Below are 17,171 nucleotides of genomic sequence, written 5' to 3'. Positions count from 1 at the left end.
CTTGTATTCATGGCGGCTATTTATTGAGGCATCGCACGGCGCAGAGAATTAACTAATTGAAAAAATTTAAGATTAATTATCTGCTTATCGGCATCGTCACCCTGCTGCTGGCAGCGGCCCTGTGGCCTTCTATCCCCTGGTTCGGCAAAGCCGACAACCGCGTTGCGGCCATCAAGGCGCGGGGCGAGCTTCGCATAAGCACTATCGCGTCCCCTTTGACGTATGCCAGTGTAGATAATAAACCTTACGGGCTTGATTACGAGCTCGCCCAACAGTTCGCCAGCTATCTTGGCGTTAAACTGAAAGTGACCGTACGCCAGAATATCAGCCAGCTTTTTGATGATCTCGACCACGGCAAGGCCGATATGCTGGCAGCCGGGCTGGTCTATAACAATGAGCGCCTCGAAAACTACCAGCCGGGCCCGGTTTACTATTGGGTTTCGCAGCAACTGGTTTACCGCGTTGGCAGCTACCGCCCCCGCAGCCTGGCCACCGTCAATGACACCCAACTCACCATCGCCCCAGGCCATGTGGCGATCAACGATTTACGTGAACTTAAAGAGAAGACGTTCCCGGATCTGAGCTGGAAGGTGGACGATAAAGCAGGCACCAACAATCTGCTTGAAGACGTGGTGAACGGCAAACTCAGCTATACCGTAGCGGATTCGGTCGCCGTGAGTCTGTTCCAGCGCGTCCATCCGGAACTGGCCGTCGCCCTCGATATCAGCGATGAGCAGCCGGTCACCTGGTTTAGCCGCCGCGATGACGACAATACCCTGTCGGCGGCGATGCTCGACTTCTTTAATAACATTAATGAAGACGGGACCCTGGCGCGCCTGGAAGAGAAATACCTCGGTCATGGCGATGATTTTGATTACGTCGACACGCGCACCTTCTTACGCGCGGTGGACAGCGTTCTGCCCGATCTCCAGCCGCTGTTTACGAAATACGCGCAGGATATTGACTGGCGTCTGCTGGCCGCGATTTCATATCAGGAATCCCACTGGGATACCCAGGCGACCTCCCCTACCGGCGTACGCGGCCTGATGATGCTTACCCGCAATACCGCGCAAAGCCTGGGACTGAGCGACCGCACGGATGCCGAGCAAAGCATCAGCGGCGGTGCACGCTACCTACAGGATATGATGGATAAAGTACCTGACAGCGTCCCTCGCGACGAGCGTATCTGGTTTGCGCTGGCAGCCTACAATATGGGTTATGCGCACATGCTCGACGCCCGGTCGCTCACGGTGAAAACAAAAGGCAATCCGGATAGCTGGGCGGACGTAAAACAGCGCCTGCCGCTGCTGAGTCAGAAACCCTATTACAGCAAACTCACCTATGGCTATGCGCGTGGGCATGAAGCTTACGCCTACGTGGAAAACATCCGTAAATACGAAATCAGCCTGGTGGGGTATTTGCTGGAAAAAGAGAAAGAGGCGGCGAAGAAATCACAACTGGCGCAAGGGTATCCGGCGGTGGCGGCGGAGGAGTTCAATCGTGCGCCTTACGGTATCATGCCCTTTAGCGCTTTTACGCCAGGCGAGGCCTTCCCGCGCAATCCGCTGACCGTACCGGACAAACTGGTGGTGCAAGTGCCTGGCGCGGCTAAATAAGCGGCTCCGGCCCTTTTTTCTGCGCTTTTTTCTCCAGCCGACGCTGACGGAAAAAATCGCTTAGCATGCCGGCGCACTCATCGCGCAAAACCCCTTCGACAATCTCAACCCGATGGTTCATGCCCGGGTGGTGCAGCACATCCATCAGCGAGCCTGCCGCACCGGTTTTCGCATCACGCGCACCGAAGACAAGCTGACCAATACGGCTATGCACCATCGCCCCGGCACACATCACGCAGGGTTCAAGCGTAACGTACAGGGTGGTATCAATCAGACGGTAGTTTTGCAACACCATCCCGCCCTGGCGCAGCGCCATGATTTCCGCATGTGCGGTGGGATCGTGGCGGCCAATGGGACGGTTCCAGCCTTCACCAATAACCTGATTATTGTGGACCAGCACCGCGCCAACCGGCACTTCGCCTTCTTCCCACGCGCGTTTTGCCAGCGCTAACGCATGGCGCATCCAGTAGTCGTGGTTGAGTTCAGGGTTGGACAAAGGGGGACACTCCAGTTAACAAGCGGGGCGCATTATACACAGCCGTTATGTGTTGCACACGCTCATTCCAGTTGCTGGAGCTGTCCACGCGGCGTCACCCGCCAGCGATGCTGGCAAAAATAGAGCAGTGGGTTGTCCTGTTTACTGTCGCTATAGCCACTGTACAAACGCAGCGGCGTGCCAATTTTGCGCTCAAGCTGAGCAACTTTTTCATGCCCCAGACAACGCAATGTAAGCACCCACCCACCGTAGCGGCGCTCAATCTGGCTGGCAATAATATTCACTCGCGGCAGCCAGGGGGTATCAAAATAGACCTGTTCCACCAGCGGCTGCGGCGAACCGGTGATAAGCCAGATATCTGCATCGGAGGCCAGAAGATAGTTGGTGAGTCGTTCCTGCACCACCGGAAATGCCGTGACATGCCCGCGAAACCAGGTGGCAAATTTCTGCTCAAGCCGCTTAAGGTGCGTTTCGCTATGACCGAAAGTACATGCCCATAACAACAGACTCATTGGCCAGCGCGCGGCGCGCCCTTTGACTAACAGGGCGATACCAATGACGGGCAGTAAAGGCAGAACCAGCAAGACATTCAGAGGGTGATGGCGCAACGCGTAGCGCAGGAATGTGCCGAACATATCCTGCTGATGTAAAGTGCCATCAAGATCAAAAAAGACAATGCGACGCTCGCTGGTAGCCAAATGTTACTCCTCAGGATCGGTGAAACCCAACAGCCAGGTAAACAGGAACCCGGCTATCACTGCTACCAAATAGCCTAACAGATAGAGCATCACTTTTCCGGTAACAATGGTTAACGCAAGCGGTAATCCGGAGATACCGAAGGTGATAACCGTCGCCACTTTCCAGTAGCTTATCAGCGCACCGCCCACGGCGCCGCCTAAACACGCGCCGAGAAAAGGTTTCCCCAGCGGCAGAGTGACACCGAAAATCAGCGGCTCGCCAATTCCCAGTAATCCCACCGGGAGTGCGCCTTTGATTACTTTTTTCAGGCGGGCATTACGGGTTTTCATGAGCACCGCAATCGCCGCCCCCACCTGCCCGACCCCCGCCATCGCCAGAATCGGGAACAGGGCGTTGTAACCATGCGCCTGTACCAGCTCTACGTGGATGGGCACCAGCCCCTGATGAAGCCCGGTAAGCACGAGCGGCAGAAATGCGCCTGCAAGGATAGCCCCCACCAGCAGGCCGCCGCGATCAATAGCCCAGGAAGCCCCGTGCGCGATGCCCTCGGAAATCACGCCGCCCAAAGGTTGTAGCGCAATAATCGCCACCGTCCCTGCGATAAGCGTGGTCAGCAACGGGTTAAGGATAAGCTCGATCGAGCCGGGCAGAATGTCGCGAAATTTTTTCTCAATCCAGCACATTAAGGCCACGACCAGTAACACCGCGATAACCCCACCGCGGCCCGGCTGCAGCGCCTCGCCAAACAGGGTAATTTGCGCCAGTTGTGGGCTGGAGAGAATCCCGGCCATCACCCCACCCAGCGCCTGCGAGCCGCCAAATACCTTCGCGGTATTTACCCCCACCAGAATATTCATGATGGCAAACACGGCGCTGCCAAAAATGGCCAGCAAACCGAGCATATTGGGGTATTGTGTCGCAAAATCGCCGACAATATCCGGCCGTTTGAGGATATTGATAATACCCGTGATCAGCCCCGAGGCGATAAACGCCGGGATCAGCGGAATAAAGACGTTTGCCAGCTTACGCAGCGCATCACTCATTGGGGCTTTGTATTTGGCTTTCGCCTGTGCCTTGTTACGCTCGACATTATCTAGCGCCGCGTCCGCCCCGCTCATTTGTGCTCGCATCGCATCCACCAACTGCGCCGCCTTACCCGGCCCGACAATAAACTGATGCTGCTGGCCCTGTTTGACATAGCCGCTAACCCCTGGCAACTGTTTTGTGGCCGCCAGGTCCAGCTTCGCGTCATCGAAAAGTTCGACGCGCACGCGGGTCATGCAGTTTTCAAGACGCTGAATGTTACCCTGCCCGCCCACCCCGTTGAGGATGGCGCTGGCGAGCGCTGCTGTTTTGTCCATACACGCCTCTTTAGTTTTCTAACGCCGCCCGTAAAAAGCCCTGATGCGCCGTCAGTTTCGCGCGTGCCGCAGGCGCATCAAGCCCGGTCAACACCATCAAAATGGCCGGTTTGACGTCGAAATCAGTCTGCTTTAGTACGCTTTCCGCGACATCACGCGTGACGCCTGTTGCCTCTACTACCATGCGACAGGCACGGTCCACCAGCTTGATATTGGTCGCTTTCATATCGACCATCAGGTTTTGATAAACCTTACCAAATTTCACCATCGCCCCGGTGGAAATCATATTGAGTACCAATTTCTGCGCAGTGCCCGATTTCAGACGCGTGGAGCCAGTGAGCGCCTCCGGGCCAACCACCGGTGAAATGGCAATATCCGCTTCATGGGCAATAGGGGAATCCGGGTTACAGGAGACCGCCACGGTGGTGCAGCCCACGACATTGGCATATTTCAGGCCGCCGATGACATAGGGCGTGCGCCCGGACGCTGCCAGCCCCACCACCAGATCCGCAGCGTTCAGTGAGAGGGCTTTCAAATCGTCCTCGCCGAGCTGCGCATTGTCTTCCGCCCCTTCAACGGCTTTGAGCAATGCCCCAGGCCCACCGGCAATCAGCCCGACCACCAGACCGTGCGGCACGCCAAAGGTCGGCGGGCACTCAGAAGCATCCAGCACCCCAAGTCGCCCACTGGTACCGGCGCCCATATAAATAATTCTGCCGCCCGCTTTCAACGCCAGCGCCGCCGCATCCACCGCCCTGGCAACTTCCGGTAAGGTGGCTTTTACTGCCTGAGCGACCAGCGTATCCTGTTGGTTAAAACGGTTAACTAATTCGATGGTCGTTAATGCGTCTAAATCCATAGTTTCTGGATTGCGTGTCTCGGAAACCAGTGCGCCAAGATTCATTTTTGCTCCTAAAGAATTTTTTATTCATAATAATAGCAAGACATGGAATATAAAATTCATTTGCCTGCGTCAAATGCGTATTTGTAATTGTGGTCACATTTTGCCTCAGGAGACGTGATGAACTGTTTACTTAGTATTCGCCAGCGTTATGCCGGATTTGCACAGAGCGATAAGAAGCTGGCGGATTTCTTGCTGGCCGAGCCCGATCGCGCTCGTCATTTAAGCTCTCAGCAACTGGCGCTGGAGGCGGGTGTGAGTCAGTCGAGCGTGGTGAAATTCGCCCAAAAGCTGGGGTTCAAAGGCTTTCCGGCACTGAAACTGGCGATCAGCGAGGCACTCGCCAGCAGCCCGGATCCCTTTTCCATCACTGTGCACAATCAGATTCTCGGTGACGATACGCTGCGCGTGGTTGGCGAAAAGCTTATCAATGAGAATCTGAGCGCCATGCGCGCCACCCTGGATGTGAACAGCGAAGAGAAGCTACAGCAAAGCGTGGAGATGCTGCGCACGGCAAGACGTATTGTGTTGACCGGGATTGGCGCGTCCGGTCTGGTGGCGCGTAATTTCGGCTGGAAGCTGATGAAAATTGGCCTGAATGCCATAGTCGAGCAGGATATGCACGCCCTGCTGGCCACAGTGCAGGCGATGGATCCACAAGATCTGTTGTTAACGATCTCGTATTCCGGTGAGCGCCGTGAGATCAATATGGCCGCCGATGAAATGTTGCGCGCCGGTGGACACATTCTGGCGATTACCGGTTTCACACCTAACGCCCTGCAACAGCGTGCCAACCACTGTCTGTACACAATTGCCGAAGAACAGGCGACCCGCAGCGCGGCTATCTCATCGACCAGCGCCCAAACGATGCTCACCGATCTGTTATTTATGGCCCTCGTTCAGCGCGATCTGGAACATGCGCCGGAGCGTATTCGCCACAGCGAGGAGCTGGTAAAAAAACTGGTTTGAACAGGGAATGATCGTATAATGCCCGCCCTGTTTGTGTGAGGTTTCTGAGATTTTCCTGATGGCGCTGTTAATCACCAAAAAATGCATCAATTGCGATATGTGCGAGCCCGAATGCCCTAATGAGGCCATTTCGATGGGCGAGAGCATTTATGAGATTAACAGCGATCGCTGCACGGAATGTATTGGGCACTACGAAACACCGACCTGCCAGAAAGTGTGCCCGATCCCCAATACCATTTTGAAAGATCCGGCACATGTCGAAAGCGAAGAGCAGTTGTGGGACAAGTTTGTACAAATGCACCACGCGGATAAGATCTAGAACCTGACTCAGGGCTATTTTACTTGTCATTTTAAACCAGGGCAGTGCTCGCAATCCTCACGTACCTGAGTACGCTCCGGTTTCTCCGCGCTATGCGTGTTTAAACTGATATCGTCAATGATGCCCTGAAATAAGGTCCTTAACTCTCGATAATCACCGTCGCGCAGGCATAGCGGCGCTCATCTGCCAACGTGACGTGCATGTGCGCCACGCCCAGTTTTTCCGCAAGCGCTAACGCTTCACCCCACAGTCGCAGACAGGGCTTGCCCAGCTCGTCATTAAATACTTCAAACTGGTTGAACGCGAGCCCGTTGCGGATACCCGTTCCAAACGCTTTTGCCGCCGCTTCTTTGACGGCAAAGCGTTTGGCGAGAAAACGCACCGGTTGCTGATGCCTCTCCCAGATGGCCCATTCATTATCGCTTAACACGCGTTTTGCCAGGCGATCGCCGCTACGGGCAATCACCGCTTCAATACGTTCAATTTCGACAATATCTGTGCCAATGCCAAGAATAGCCATTACTTACGCGCTTCCACCATGAGGCGTTTCATTTCCGCGACCGCCTCTTTCAGACCGCTCATGACAGCACGACCAATAATGGCATGGCCAATGTTCAGTTCATGCATTTCCGGCAGGCGTGCGATAGCCTGCACGTTATGGTAGGTGAGGCCGTGGCCGGCATTGACTTTCAGGCCGAGGCTTGCCGCATAGGTTGCCGCTTTAGCGATGCGATCCAGCTCTTTTGCCTGTTCCGCTTCGCTTTTCGCGTCGGCATAACAACCAGTGTGAATTTCGATGTATGGCGCGCCAACATCGGCAGCCGCTTTGATCTGCTCAACATCGGCGTCAATAAACAGTGAGACCAGGATACCGGCCTCTGCCAGACGCTTACAGGCATCACGCATTTTGTCACGTTGCCCGGCCACATCCAGACCGCCTTCGGTGGTCACTTCCTGGCGTTTCTCCGGCACCAGGCAGCAGAAATGCGGCTTCGTTTCGACTGCAATCCCCAGCATCTCTTCTGTGACGGCCATTTCAAGGTTCATTCGCGTGTCCAGGGTCTGGCGCAGTACGCGAACATCGCGGTCAGTGATATGGCGACGATCTTCACGCAAATGCACGGTAATACCGTCCGCACCGGCCTGTTCCGCAATAAATGCTGCTTGTACCGGGTCCGGATACGCCGTGCCGCGCGCATTGCGCAGGGTGGCAATGTGGTCAATGTTGACGCCTAACAGTAATTCAGCCATCACAATCCTCGTTTTCTTTTTCGTTCGTCTTTACGTTCTACTCACCCCGCCCTTCTGCTCACATGCGCAAAGGCGAAAGCGAGTCGGAAATTCGGCTCCGTTAACGTTTCGGCATAAACTGGCGAAACAGTTCCCGGCTCTTGAGCGGTTTGCCCCCAAGATACGGCTTTAACGCTATGCGGGTAAAGCGTTTCGCCGCCCTGAGCGTATCCATATCGGGAAATTCGCGTTCGGCAAGCGCACGCAAATGCCGCCCGGTAAATGTGGTGTTATCCACCACCACGCTGGCAATAAATCCCTTCTCTTCGCGATAACGGTAGGTCATGGTGTCGTCAACCGGTTCACCGCTGCCTGCACAGTGCAGAAAATCCACGCCATATCCGAGGTGCCCCAGCAACGCGAGTTCAAAACGACGCAAAACCGGTTCGGGCGTACCGATTGCGCCAGCCAGTGCCTGGATACAGTGCAGATAATCGAAGAAAAGTTCAGAGAAGCGAGTCTCATGTTCAAGAACCCGTGACAGGAGCTCGTTGACATACAGACCGCTGTATAGCGTAATCCCGGAAAGGGGAAGAGCCAGAGAGACGGCTTCAGCGCTGCGCAGCGTTTTGACTTCGCCGCGTCCGCCAAAGCGTACCAGCAAGGGGGTAAAAGGCTGTAATGCGCCTTTCAGGTTGGAACGTTTTGAACGTGCGCCTTTAGCGACCAGACGCACGCGGCCCGACTCTTCCGTGAAGACGTCCAGCATTAAGCTGGTTTCGCTCCAGGGGCGACTATGCAGGACGAATGCGCGCTGCCAGCCCTCCATCATACTCGTCGTCTTTCAAGCTGCAGGCGCGTTAACTGCGCCCGCTCCCCCCAGTCACTTACCGATGTAAGCTCCAGGGGATTCACGGTCTTGCCGCCTTCCTGCAACTCGAAATCCATAGAGTATCAACTCTTAAAGATCGTCAACGTAGCCAAGACTACGCAGTGCACGCTCGTCGTCGGCCCAGCCCGATTTCACTTTCACCCACAGCTCCAGGTGAACCGGGGCTTCGAACATCTCCTGCATGTCTTTACGGGCTTCGATACCGATGGTTTTAATTTTGGCCCCTTTGTTGCCAATCACCATCTTCTTCTGCCCTTCGCGTTCAACGAGGATCAATCCATTGATATCGTAACCACCACGTTCATTGGTAATGAAACGCTCAATTTCGACGGTGACAGAATACGGCAATTCAGCGCCCAGAAAACGCATCAGTTTTTCACGAATGATCTCGGATGCCATAAAACGCTGAGAGCGGTCGGTAATATAATCTTCCGGGAAATGGTGAACCGCTTCCGGCAGATGCTTGCGCACAATGCTGGCAATAGTATCAACGTTAAAGCCGGTCTCAGCAGAGATTGGGACGATATCGAGGAAGTTCATCTGGCTACCCAGGAACTGCAGATGCGGCAGCAAATCGGCCTTTTCCTGCACGTTATCGACTTTGTTGATAGCCAGGATAACCGGCGCTTTCCCTTCACGCAGTTTATTGAGTACCATTTCATCGTCCGGCGTCCAGCGGGTGCCTTCCACGACGAAAATGACCAGTTCTACATCACCAATCGAGCTGCTCGCCGCTTTGTTCATCAGGCGGTTAATCGCACGCTTTTCTTCCATGTGCAAGCCGGGGGTGTCCACGTAGATGGCCTGGTAAGCCCCCTCGGTGTGAATACCTACAATGCGGTGACGGGTGGTCTGCGCTTTGCGCGAGGTAATGGAAATCTTCTGCCCGAGCAGATTATTCAACAGCGTGGATTTACCCACGTTAGGGCGGCCGACGATGGCGATAAACCCACAATATGTTTTTTCAGTTTCAGTGCTCATTCCAGCTCCAGTTTTTTCAGCGCCTGTTCGGCTGCGGCCTGCTCTGCCTTACGGCGGCTTGAACCTGTGCCTACTACCGGTTCTTTCAGGCCACTGACCTGGCAGTGGATAGTGAATTCCTGATCGTGTGCTTCACCACGCACCTGCACCACCAGATAAGACGGCAGTGGGAGGTGGCGACCCTGCAAAAATTCCTGCAAACGGGTTTTCGGATCTTTTTGTTTATCACCCGGACTGATTTCGTCCAGACGTGTTTGATACCAGTTCAGGATCAGTTTCTCGACAGTCTGAATATCGCTGTCGAGGAATACCCCACCGATCAACGCTTCTACGGTATCGGCCAGAATGGATTCACGACGAAAACCACCGCTTTTCAGTTCACCAGGCCCTAAGCGCAGACATTCACCCAGTTCAAACTCACGGGCGATTTCCGCCAGTGTGTTTCCGCGAACCAGCGTTGCGCGCATACGGCTCATATCACCTTCGTCCACCCGCGGGAAACGGTGATATAGCGCATTGGCAATCACAAAACTTAAAATGGAGTCGCCTAAAAATTCGAGACGCTCGTTATGCTTGCTGCTGGCACTGCGATGCGTTAATGCCTGCTGCAACAGCTCCTGATGATGAAAAGTGTAGCCCAGCTTCCGCTGAAGCCGATTTATTACGATGGGGTTCATGCGATACCAATAGATGAATGCGTCAACAATGCAGCACACGAAACCGACCTGAAAGTACATATCATCGATTGGCAGCCTCTTTTAATCGATGGCGCGCATGATGAAGTGTAAGAACCAACGCGGTTTCGTGTGCTGTGGCGCCCTGAGGAGCCAGCCTGAAACTTCGGGGGAACATTCTATACGCAACGACATGGGATGTCGTTAGTCTGAACGGATTTATCGCGGAAATAATTCGGGGTGCGGATATTCTGTCCGCACCCCGTTCAATTAATGAATGCCACCAATGCGACTTAAGCGCACACCGGTTGGCCATTCACCTTCTTGTTTTTCAAAACTCATCCAGATAGCGGTAGCTCTGCCCACCAAATTGGCTTCTGGTACAAAGCCCCAATAACGGCTGTCAGCGCTGTTATCGCGGTTATCGCCCATCATGAAGTAATGACCCGGCGGAACAATCCACGTCGCCAGCGGCTGGCCCTGCTGTTTGTAATACATGCCCAGTTGATCCTGCGCGACCGGCACGGTCAGAATACGGTGGGTGACATCCCCCAGCGTCTCTTTGCGCTCACCCAGACGAATACCATCATCACGGTTCTCGCCTTTCGGCAACTGGAAGAAACCACTGCTGGCTTCCCCGCCCGTGCGGCGCCCGAAGGTCTGCACGAAATCACTCGGTTCAACATTACTGTAGGTGATTGGCAGCGCGTTATCACAAGCCTGGCCGGAGCTGCATTTTGGCTGAACGGTAACCTCTTTGGCGACAGGATCGTAACTCACTTTATCGCCCGGCAGGCCGACAACACGTTTGATGTAATCAAGACGCGGATCGTCCGGATATTTAAATACCGCGATGTCACCCCGTTTCGGATGACCAGTTTCGATCAGGGTTTTCTGGTAAATCGGATCTTTAATGCCATAGGCGAACTTCTCAACCAGAATAAAATCACCAATCAGCAGCGTTGGCATCATCGAACCTGACGGGATCTGGAAGGGTTCATAAATAAATGAACGCACGACCAGAACAATCGCCAGCACCGGGAAAACCGATGCGCCAGTTTCCAGCCAGCCCGGTTTCGGGCCGACTTTTTTCAGCGTTTTGTTATCGAGGGCATCACCTGTTGCCAGTTGGGCAACAGCCTGACGCTCACGGCGTTTGGGTGCAAAAATAAACTTATCCAGGCACCATAGAAATCCCGTCGCCAGGGTCGCAACGACCAGGATCAGGGCAAACATGTTCGCCATGCCAACTCCTTAAGGGTTATTTGCCGTCTTTACCGACATGCAGAATGGCGAGGAACGCTTCCTGCGGCAGTTCGACGTTGCCGACCTGCTTCATGCGTTTCTTACCTTCTTTCTGTTTCTGCAGCAGCTTTTTCTTACGGCTAACGTCACCGCCATAGCATTTTGCCAGAACGTTTTTACGCAGTTGTTTTACCGTCGAACGGGCAATGATGTGGTTACCAATGGCCGCCTGAATGGCAATATCAAACTGTTGACGCGGGATGAGCTCTTTCATCTTCTCAACCAGCTCGCGCCCGCGGTATGGTGCGTTGTCGTTGTGGGTGATCAGCGCCAGCGCATCAACACGTTCACCGTTGATCAGCACGTCCACACGAACCATGTTAGAAGCCTGGAAGCGTTTGAAGTTGTAATCCAGTGACGCATAGCCACGGGAGGTTGACTTCAGACGGTCGAAGAAGTCGAGCACCACTTCCGCCATCGGGATTTCATAGGTCAGCGCCACCTGGTTACCGTGGTAAACCATGTTGGTCTGCACGCCACGTTTCTCGATACAGAGCGTAATCACGTTGCCCAGGAACTCCTGTGGCAGCAGCATATGACACTCGGCGATCGGCTCACGCAGCTCATAAATATTGTTCAGCGGTGGCAGCTTGGACGGGCTGTCGACGTAGATAATCTCTTTCGAGGTGGTCTCAACTTCGTAGACTACCGTTGGTGCGGTGGTGATCAGATCCAGATCATATTCACGCTCCAGACGCTCCTGAATGATCTCCATATGCAGCAGACCAAGGAAGCCGCAGCGGAAACCAAAGCCCAGCGCGGTAGAACTTTCCGGTTCGTAGAACAGCGATGCATCGTTCAGGCTCAGCTTGCCGAGCGCATCACGGAAGTTCTCGTAATCGTCGGAGCTTACCGGGAACAGACCGGCATAAACCTGCGGCTTCACCTTTTTAAAGCCCGGCAGCGCTTTGTCAGCCGCATTTCGCGCCAGCGTCAGGGTATCGCCCACCGGCGCGCCCATAATGTCTTTAATGGCGCAAACCAGCCAGCCTACTTCGCCGCAATTCAGTTCAGTACGGTCAACCTGTTTCGGTGTGAAGATGCCCAGACGGTCAGCGTTATAGACCTGGCCGGTACTCATCACTTTAACTTTATCGCCTTTACGCAGCGTACCGTTTTTCACACGGATCAACGACACGACGCCCAGGTAGTTATCGAACCAGGAGTCAATAATCAGTGCCTGTAACGGTGCATCCGGATCACCTTGAGGTGCCGGAATTTCGCGCACCAGGCGTTCGAGGACATCGACAACACCCACACCGGTTTTTGCAGAGCAACGCACCGCGTCGGTGGCATCGATACCAACGATATCTTCAATTTCTTCCGCAACACGTTCCGGATCGGCTGCAGGCAGGTCGATTTTATTCAGTACCGGCACCACTTCCAGATCCATTTCCATGGCGGTATAGCAGTTTGCCAGCGTCTGCGCCTCTACCCCCTGGCCGGCATCCACCACCAGCAACGCACCTTCACAGGCGGCCAGCGAACGGGAAACTTCGTAGGAGAAGTCAACGTGACCAGGAGTATCGATAAAGTTCAGTTGATAGGTTTCGCCATCGGACGCTTTAAAGTCCAGCGTAACGCTCTGCGCCTTGATGGTAATACCGCGTTCACGTTCGAGATCCATAGAATCAAGAACCTGAGCTTCCATTTCGCGATCGGACAAGCCGCCACAAATTTGGATAATGCGGTCAGACAGCGTCGACTTACCGTGGTCGATGTGAGCAATGATGGAGAAATTTCTTATGTTCTTCATAAATATGAATTTATTAACTCGCTATGCTGATTGATTCTTCTTGATGGACACAGCGGTGGACATTCCACGATAACTACCCCATCAACGACTGGCGAGCATATTACACTGTAGCGTTGAAATCGTCAGCAAACGATCTGTTGGTTAACATATGATGTTACATCACCGGGCAGTCGTCGAATTCTCCAGTTCGGGCATCGTTGATGATGTAAGTCACGACACCCTTCACCACGACCCTTTCCTCGCAGTCGTCGTCAGTTATCCATGTTTTCTTATCAGCGTGGTCCAATTCTTCCAGGTGCACCTGCGGCAGTAGCCTCAGACGCAACAGCCTTATCTGGTCGTTCAGATGACAAATCACCAGGCTTCCGTCTACCGGAGTCAGCGATGTGTCCATGACCAGTATCGCGCCCTTCTTAATGCCTTCCCGCCATGATGTGACCCCACAGCGAATGAAGAATGTCGCCGCAGGCTTTCGTATCAACTCCCTGTCGAGAGATATTGCATCTTCGTGGTAATCCGCTGCCGGGCTTGGGAATTGTGACATTGCAACCATAACTCACCTCCTGAAAATACTGTATATAAAAACAGTATAATCAAAAGAAAGTGATCGTGGCAACCCGCCGAAGTTAACCATACTTATGTAACCAGAAAAGTTATATATTTATAAAAGAAACTCATTTTTACATGCACGAAAAGTAAAATAAAACATTGTCCAGAATCAAAGGTCATAACTTATTAAGGCAGGAAATTAAAATACAGCACAAAACAACATTCCCGAAAGTTAATGAAAGCTTACATGTATTTAATTAAATATTAACATTTTGAATAAAATGTGTTTTCTACTCGAATGTTGCACACTATTGCGCTATATTCGAGATTCAGCAATAAAAATACTTACACAGCGTTACTATATAAATCTGAACAAAGATTTTTACAGTTAATTCCTCATTAATAATTAAATTTTTTGATTATGAATAAACTCAACCAATTGACTGCACTACGGTTTTTTGCTGCATTCGCAGTGGTAATAGGTCATGCTGGAGATTATCAACCATTCTCCATGTATGCTGTTCACTTTTTTAACAAATCACACGCAGTATCGTTTTTCTTCGTTTTGTCAGGTTTTATTTTATCCTTTGTTTATAAACAATTCTCATCGCCTGGCGCTTGTTGGGATTTCTTCACGGCAAGGGTATCAAGAATATTTCCTGTTCACGCATTTACTTTATTTATTTGTATTATTGCTTTTTGGCCTGATATTTATTCGGCAGGAAGTGGAAATCTTGACACGATATTTATTTCAAACCTATTCATGATTCAGTCATGGATACCTGATATCAAATATTATTTTTCATTCAACGGTGTATCATGGAGTATTTCTACTGAGATAGGATTCTATATCCTATTTCCTCTAATGATATATCTTATTAAAAGATTCGGCGTTATATCATTTGCCATACCTGTAATAGCAGCGGTGTGCATGATATACCTTACAATTCAATGGCAATTGCCTATTGTTGGCGTTAACGCGATTGATGCTACAGGTATGATTTATATAAACCCATTATGCAGGTTTTTTGAGTTCTCGCTTGGCATTGCGGCTTGTATGGTTTATGAAAAGATAACCACCAGTGACATCAAAGTGCTAAGAACCAGTGCTGTCAGTATCCTGTCATTAGTTATGATATTCGTCTGCCCTTCGCTTGTATATTATATCGGAAGGTTATTCCAGACATCACCTCAATGGCCGGTTTCAATCTATATGTTTCAGAACGGAATGGGGATTTTCTTTGCAGTGACAATCTGCCTGGTTGCGGCGTGTAATGGATGGATTGCGAGGGCGTTGGGTAATAAATTCTTTGTATGGCTAGGTGAAATAAGTTTTTCTCTTTATATGGTTCACCAGTTAGCAATAAGGTTCATAGTTAAATACTTTCAGCCTGAAATAAATATAAACTCTGGTTTTGTATTTTCCATGTACATTATTGTATCATTAATTCTTTCAGCTATGGTTTATCACCTGATTGAATGCCCGGCCAGAAAGGAACTAAGAGAGTTTTTCTCTTCAATAAAATTGAGATTTTGTAGCTTTGTGCATCACGCATAAAAATAAGTCTACAAGGCCCGCAAAAGCGGGCCTTATTTAACATTTTTATATCGGAATGATGAAATCACAGTCGGGGTCTGGGCAAATCCAGCACAGCAACCCGTAACGCATCCCCTGATACATCTGCGATCCACAAATAGGACAGAATTTTACTGTCTGCGTCTGAGCGTTGCTTTCATCGACTGCCGGGCTTTCTGGAGTCGTGGTTGTTTTCTCTGCCATTATGCGATCCTTATTTTAAACGGGATATTGCGCAATCACTTCCGCGCGATCTGATGAGTACTGCGTTTTTCGTGCTGCAATCTGAGAAACAACAGCGCTTTTTTTGGCGCTCTCGGTTGTGCCATCGTCAACCGCAGCAGCCAGCCACGCGCGATTTAGCGATTCAATATCAGCCTGATACTGAGTGGTGAGGTTTTGCAGGGCTATTTTCAGAAGCTCTGAGTTTGGTGGTTGCGGAATATCTACCCAGGCCGGTTCGCCATCAACCGCGCCGAGTTGCTTGCCATCTGGTGGCGTTTGCTTCCAGAACGTCTGGGCCACTTCGTCGGTCAGTAGCACCGCATCTGCTGGCCAGGTTTCTGATGTGTACGTGCCGTCGTCTTTCCATCTGGCAGGAATGAATGACAGTAATGACGGCGAAAAATAAACACTTTCCATATTAATACCCCAGTACAAAGTAACGGATTGCAGCTCCTGGCGCTGCTGCGCCAGTTGAAGAGACTGACGCAAATAACTGAATTGTGGTCTGAGTAATAGACGCAACCTGCGTTGTAATCGCGTACCGGCCGCCGCTGTAATATGCACAGACCGCACACAACCCACCGTTAGGGAATGGCGTCGGCAGCGTAGCCTGGGAAAGCCCTGTTGCATCAGAACCGGATGTCGTACCCCACTGCACTATCAGGCCGCCGGGAACGTCCGGGATGCGAATAAAATCATTCAGTGCAAACGATCGCTTAGACATGAATGCCGTTATCGCTGCAGACACAAACGCAGTAGTGGCGAGTAGCGTTGAGTTGTCACCTGCTGTTGGGGTTGGAGCTGTCGGGCTGCCGGTTAAAGCAGGGCTGGCAAGAGGCGCCTTTGTATTCAGCGCAGCGTTGACGTTGGCGGAGAAAATAGGATCGTTACCAACCGCTGACGCCAGTTTATTGAGAGTATTCAGGTTCGACGGAGCGCCGCCTATCAGGGCTGTAATCAACGACTGAGCAAACTGCGTGGTTGCGATTTGCGTATTGTTCGTTCCAGCCGCTGCTGTCGGGGCAAACGGTGTCCCCGTAAACGACGGGGAGTTAATTGGTGCTCCCTGCAGGTAAAAAAGCGCGTTTGCAATGGATGTCTGACTAATAAGGTTACGTCCGACCGACGTCAGGGAGGTCAATGAATATGTGTTTGCTCCCGTGAAATAGGGAAGCGTATCAGCGGCACCCGTTAATCCTGCCAATGAAGCCAGACCAGAACTCAGGTATGACAGCAGATCAAGCCAACCAGTTGTTACCGAGTTTGGATTATTGGTATTGCCGTCAGTCGTGCTGACGAAAATTTTTGAGCTGTTATCACTGATTAAAACGGCCCCTTTCGGGTATCCGCCGATGCTTGTAGAAAAGGCGGCATCAAACGAATTTAAAGCACCAGCGGAAAACCAGCGGCCAATGCTGCACAGCTCATATAAAATCTGGTTCATGTCCTGACCTTTTGGGGGCAGTCCACCAGCAGACTTGAGCAACATTGTAATGGCCGGAAAGCCAACATCATAAGATGCCTGATTACTTCCCGCCGGGGTGGTCGATAGTAAGTCTTCGCGAGGGCCATTAATGGCAAATGGCACAGGTTGTTTTTTCGGTGCATCTGTACGATTCATA

The 17,171-nt window shown here is 52.0% G+C and carries 20 protein-coding genes; 5 read left to right on the top strand and 15 right to left on the bottom strand.

The genetic code is table 11. The features are described from left to right. The first annotated feature begins 56 nt into the window (after positions 1-56). Complete coding sequence (mltF, locus tag ACS0RQ_RS06545) at positions 57-1,616, top strand: membrane-bound lytic murein transglycosylase MltF (protein WP_079496144.1); 1,560 nt, start codon at positions 57-59, stop codon at positions 1,614-1,616. On the opposite strand, the gene tadA is transcribed toward mltF, so the two are convergent. The 4 genes from tadA to murQ form a co-directional block, all read right to left on the bottom strand. Beyond that, positions 1,609-2,112, bottom strand: coding sequence for a tRNA adenosine(34) deaminase TadA (gene tadA / locus ACS0RQ_RS06540; RefSeq protein WP_193794114.1), 504 nt, complete (start codon positions 2,110-2,112; stop codon positions 1,609-1,611). The two genes, mltF and tadA, sit on opposite strands and share 8 nt — an antisense overlap. 62 nt (positions 2,113-2,174) lie before the next feature. After that, positions 2,175-2,810: a phosphatidylglycerophosphatase C gene (gene yfhb, locus ACS0RQ_RS06535; protein ID WP_271849570.1), complete on the bottom strand. Its 636-nt coding sequence runs from the start codon at positions 2,808-2,810 to the stop codon at positions 2,175-2,177. Positions 2,811-2,813: 3 nt separating this feature from the next. Further along, positions 2,814-4,172 (bottom strand): PTS transporter subunit EIIC, encoded by a 1,359-nt coding sequence (locus ACS0RQ_RS06530; protein ID WP_039079633.1) that lies wholly within the window; start codon positions 4,170-4,172, stop codon positions 2,814-2,816. A 10-nt stretch (positions 4,173-4,182) separates the two neighbouring features. Continuing rightward, the gene (gene murQ, locus ACS0RQ_RS06525; RefSeq protein ID WP_222556344.1) at positions 4,183-5,076 is read right to left on the bottom strand and encodes an N-acetylmuramic acid 6-phosphate etherase; all 894 of its coding nucleotides are present in this window, start codon (positions 5,074-5,076) and stop codon (positions 4,183-4,185) included. Positions 5,077-5,193: 117 nt separating this feature from the next. On the opposite strand from murQ, the gene ACS0RQ_RS06520 reads away from it, so the two are divergent. Both ACS0RQ_RS06520 and ACS0RQ_RS06515 read left to right on the top strand, forming a co-directional pair. After that, entirely contained in the window at positions 5,194-6,042 is an 849-nt protein-coding gene (locus ACS0RQ_RS06520) for a MurR/RpiR family transcriptional regulator (RefSeq protein WP_334632466.1), read from the top strand. A 58-nt stretch (positions 6,043-6,100) separates the two neighbouring features. Further along, complete coding sequence (locus ACS0RQ_RS06515) at positions 6,101-6,361, top strand: YfhL family 4Fe-4S dicluster ferredoxin (protein ID WP_039079785.1); 261 nt, start codon at positions 6,101-6,103, stop codon at positions 6,359-6,361. 139 nt (positions 6,362-6,500) lie between these two features. On the opposite strand, the gene acpS is transcribed toward ACS0RQ_RS06515, so the two are convergent. The 5 genes from acpS to rnc all read right to left on the bottom strand — a co-directional run bounded on the left by acpS (position 6,501) and on the right by rnc (position 10,141). After that, the gene (gene acpS, locus ACS0RQ_RS06510) at positions 6,501-6,881 is read right to left on the bottom strand and encodes a holo-ACP synthase (RefSeq protein ID WP_039079630.1); all 381 of its coding nucleotides are present in this window, start codon (positions 6,879-6,881) and stop codon (positions 6,501-6,503) included. Beyond that, complete coding sequence (pdxJ, locus tag ACS0RQ_RS06505; RefSeq protein WP_271849568.1) at positions 6,881-7,612, bottom strand: pyridoxine 5'-phosphate synthase; 732 nt, start codon at positions 7,610-7,612, stop codon at positions 6,881-6,883. Before pdxJ ends, acpS begins: the two co-directional genes overlap by 1 nt. Before the next feature lie 100 nt (positions 7,613-7,712). Beyond that, positions 7,713-8,420 (bottom strand): DNA repair protein RecO, encoded by a 708-nt coding sequence (gene recO, locus ACS0RQ_RS06500; RefSeq protein ID WP_271849662.1) that lies wholly within the window; start codon positions 8,418-8,420, stop codon positions 7,713-7,715. Between the two features lie 132 nt (positions 8,421-8,552). Continuing rightward, positions 8,553-9,464, bottom strand: a complete 912-nt coding sequence (gene era, locus ACS0RQ_RS06495) for a GTPase Era (protein ID WP_039079628.1) — start codon at positions 9,462-9,464, stop codon at positions 8,553-8,555. Next, the gene (rnc, locus tag ACS0RQ_RS06490; protein ID WP_039079783.1) at positions 9,461-10,141 is read right to left on the bottom strand and encodes a ribonuclease III; all 681 of its coding nucleotides are present in this window, start codon (positions 10,139-10,141) and stop codon (positions 9,461-9,463) included. Before rnc ends, era begins: the two co-directional genes overlap by 4 nt. On the opposite strand from rnc, the gene ACS0RQ_RS06485 reads away from it, so the two are divergent. Further along, positions 10,085-10,252, top strand: coding sequence for a hypothetical protein (locus ACS0RQ_RS06485; RefSeq protein WP_162303307.1), 168 nt, complete (start codon positions 10,085-10,087; stop codon positions 10,250-10,252). The genes rnc and ACS0RQ_RS06485 overlap by 57 nt on opposite strands. A 156-nt stretch (positions 10,253-10,408) precedes the next feature. Here the strand turns inward: ACS0RQ_RS06485 and lepB are convergent, their stop codons facing one another. From lepB to ACS0RQ_RS06470, 3 genes are all read right to left on the bottom strand, one after another. Further along, the gene (lepB, locus tag ACS0RQ_RS06480; protein WP_039079627.1) at positions 10,409-11,383 is read right to left on the bottom strand and encodes a signal peptidase I; all 975 of its coding nucleotides are present in this window, start codon (positions 11,381-11,383) and stop codon (positions 10,409-10,411) included. A 16-nt stretch (positions 11,384-11,399) separates the two neighbouring features. After that, on the bottom strand, positions 11,400-13,199 hold the full coding sequence (lepA, locus tag ACS0RQ_RS06475; protein ID WP_271849567.1) for a translation elongation factor 4: 1,800 nt from the start codon (positions 13,197-13,199) through the stop codon (positions 11,400-11,402). Positions 13,200-13,353: 154 nt separating this feature from the next. After that, positions 13,354-13,743, bottom strand: a complete 390-nt coding sequence (locus ACS0RQ_RS06470; RefSeq protein ID WP_499079323.1) for a HumD family translesion DNA polymerase — start codon at positions 13,741-13,743, stop codon at positions 13,354-13,356. A gap of 426 nt (positions 13,744-14,169) precedes the next feature. Here ACS0RQ_RS06470 and ACS0RQ_RS06465 point away from each other — a divergent pair, with 426 nt between their 5' ends. Continuing rightward, on the top strand, positions 14,170-15,306 hold the full coding sequence (locus tag ACS0RQ_RS06465) for an acyltransferase family protein (RefSeq protein ID WP_334632468.1): 1,137 nt from the start codon (positions 14,170-14,172) through the stop codon (positions 15,304-15,306). A 45-nt stretch (positions 15,307-15,351) separates the two neighbouring features. On the opposite strand, the gene ACS0RQ_RS06460 is transcribed toward ACS0RQ_RS06465, so the two are convergent. Genes ACS0RQ_RS06460 through ACS0RQ_RS06450 form a run of 3 tightly spaced genes read right to left on the bottom strand, consistent with a single transcriptional unit; the run spans position 15,352 to position 17,170 of the window. Next, positions 15,352-15,528: a hypothetical protein gene (locus tag ACS0RQ_RS06460; protein ID WP_334632469.1), complete on the bottom strand. Its 177-nt coding sequence runs from the start codon at positions 15,526-15,528 to the stop codon at positions 15,352-15,354. Between the two features lie 15 nt (positions 15,529-15,543). Further along, entirely contained in the window at positions 15,544-15,966 is a 423-nt protein-coding gene (locus ACS0RQ_RS06455) for a tail assembly chaperone (RefSeq protein WP_334632470.1), read from the bottom strand. A gap of 1 nt (position 15,967) precedes the next feature. Next, positions 15,968-17,170 (bottom strand): gp53-like domain-containing protein, encoded by a 1,203-nt coding sequence (locus ACS0RQ_RS06450; protein WP_420488904.1) that lies wholly within the window; start codon positions 17,168-17,170, stop codon positions 15,968-15,970. Position 17,171: the final 1 nt, after the last annotated feature.

It is taken from the genome of Phytobacter diazotrophicus (assembly GCF_052061655.1).
In the GTDB taxonomy this organism is placed as follows: domain Bacteria; phylum Pseudomonadota; class Gammaproteobacteria; order Enterobacterales; family Enterobacteriaceae; genus Phytobacter; species Phytobacter diazotrophicus.
This window is presented reverse-complemented; position numbering and strand designations above follow the sequence as displayed.